At 73.5% G+C, this 1,805-nt stretch carries 1 protein-coding gene and 1 pseudogene; both read right to left on the bottom strand.

Annotated elements, in window-relative coordinates; translation table 11 throughout:
* The coding region (locus tag HLA93_RS20205; protein WP_222196243.1) for a methyl-accepting chemotaxis protein at window positions 1–1,176 on the bottom strand (1,176 nt) is incomplete at its 3' end.
* Between the two features lie 407 nt (window positions 1,177–1,583).
* Window positions 1,584–1,805: pseudogene (locus HLA93_RS20200) on the bottom strand (methyl-accepting chemotaxis protein); the annotation flags it as partial.

Genomic DNA, 1,805 nt, shown 5'->3' with positions numbered 1-1,805 from the left:
ACCGGCCCGCGCCGCCTCGATCGTGGCGTTGAGCGCCAGCAGGTTCGTCTGCTCCGCGATCGAGGTGATCGTCTTGACCACCGCACCGATCTCCTGGCTGGAGATCCCGAGCTTGGTGATCGTCTGCGTGGTCGTCTCGGCCTCGGTCACCGCCTGGGCAGCCACCCGGGCGGCCTCGTTCGCGTTCTGCGAGATCTCCCGGATCGAGGCACCCATCTCCTCCGCACCAGCCGCCACCGTCGCCACGTTCCGCGACACCTCGTCCGCAGCCGTCGACACCACCCCGGACTGCGCCGAGGTCTCCTCCGCCGACGCCGAGATCTGCGCCGAGGACGCCGACAGCTCCTCCGACGCCGCCGCCACCGCGTCCGAGGAGGCCGCCACCGCGGCGACCACCGATCGGAGGTGGCCCTGCGCCGTGCCCAGGGCCGTGGCCATCTGGCCCACCTCGTCCCGGGCGTCGACGCCGGCGTCGACGGTCAGGTCGCCGCGGGCCATCGCCTCCAACGCCGCCCGGACCCGGCCGATCGGCCGCGCCAGCGACCGCTGGATCAGCAGACTGAGGGCCACGACCACCGCCAGCCCGACACCGACCGCCACCATCGCGGCGACGTCCGCGCCGGCCATCTCGTCGTCCATGCCCCGGTGAGCCGCCGCCTCGGCCGCCGCCAGCGCGTCCTTGGCCTCGCCGACCGCGGCGTCGGTGACGTCGTTGGCCGCCTGGATCTCCTCGAACCGGGCCCGGGCGCCCGCCTGGTCGGCGACGGCTCCCTCGGCGATGGCGGTGATCGCCGCGGTGTAGGCCGCGAAGGCGCCGTCCAGGGCCCCGACCGTCGCGGCAGCCTCGCCGGTGAGCGGGATCCCGTCCAGCTCCCCCAGCAGCCCCTCGGCCGTCGCCACGTCGTCGCGCAGGTTGGGCAGCTCCGCCTGCGGGTCGGGGCGCACCAGGGCGCGGAACGCGTCGACCTTGAACTCACTGGCGCGGGTGTCCAGTTGCAGCACCAGCGCATGCGCGTCCCCGAGCGCGGACATCTCGTCCTCGGCCTGCCGGACGGCGGCGTTGGACGTGAGCAGCGTGGTGAGCAGCGCGGAGAACGCCACGACGACGACCCCGACGAGCAGGGCGAACCGGACGGCCAGGGGGCGGTCGGCGAACCAGCGGGTGGGGGAGCGCATGGCGGGTCTCCGGAGGGTGGGAGGAGGCGCCCCGCCTGGGAACGATTGCACGCGCGACGGGGAGCGGCTGACGAGTTGCCCCGGCACCACCCGGTCACGACCAGGAAGTGCACGAGGTAGGTGGTGCACGACGAGGATGGCGGATGCGGTAATGCGCATTACCGCTGTTGACGGCGTGTCGTCGATGTGCGCGGAGAATTGTCGACGACCCACTCCGGAGGTGTCCGAGTCGACACGGCGGGAAGAACGTCAGGACGTCCCCGGAATGGTCGGCCGCACTGCGGGGAGTGCCCGGAGAACGGCCACGGCCGCCACCTCGCCCGGGGAAGGGGGCGGGGCAGCGGCCGGGGGTCGGGGGATGCTGCGTGGTGCTGTGCCGGGTCCCGTGCCGGAGCACGGGGGTCCGCTCAGTAGCTGAAGCGGGACACCGAGGTGCGCAGGTCGCTGGCCATCCGGGACAGCTCGTCGACCGCCTGCCGGGTCTGCCCCAGCGCCTGCGTCGTCGAGGAGGCCGCGGTCGAGACGCCGGTGATGTTCGTGGCGATCTCGGTCGACCCGCCGGCGGCCTCCTGCACCGACCGCGACATCTCGTTGGTGGTGGCCGTCTGCTCCTCCACCGCGCTGGCGAT

The sequence above is a fragment of the Modestobacter italicus genome (genome assembly GCF_019799965.1).
Lineage (GTDB): Bacteria > Actinomycetota > Actinomycetes > Mycobacteriales > Geodermatophilaceae > Modestobacter > Modestobacter italicus_A.
This window is presented reverse-complemented; position numbering and strand designations above follow the sequence as displayed.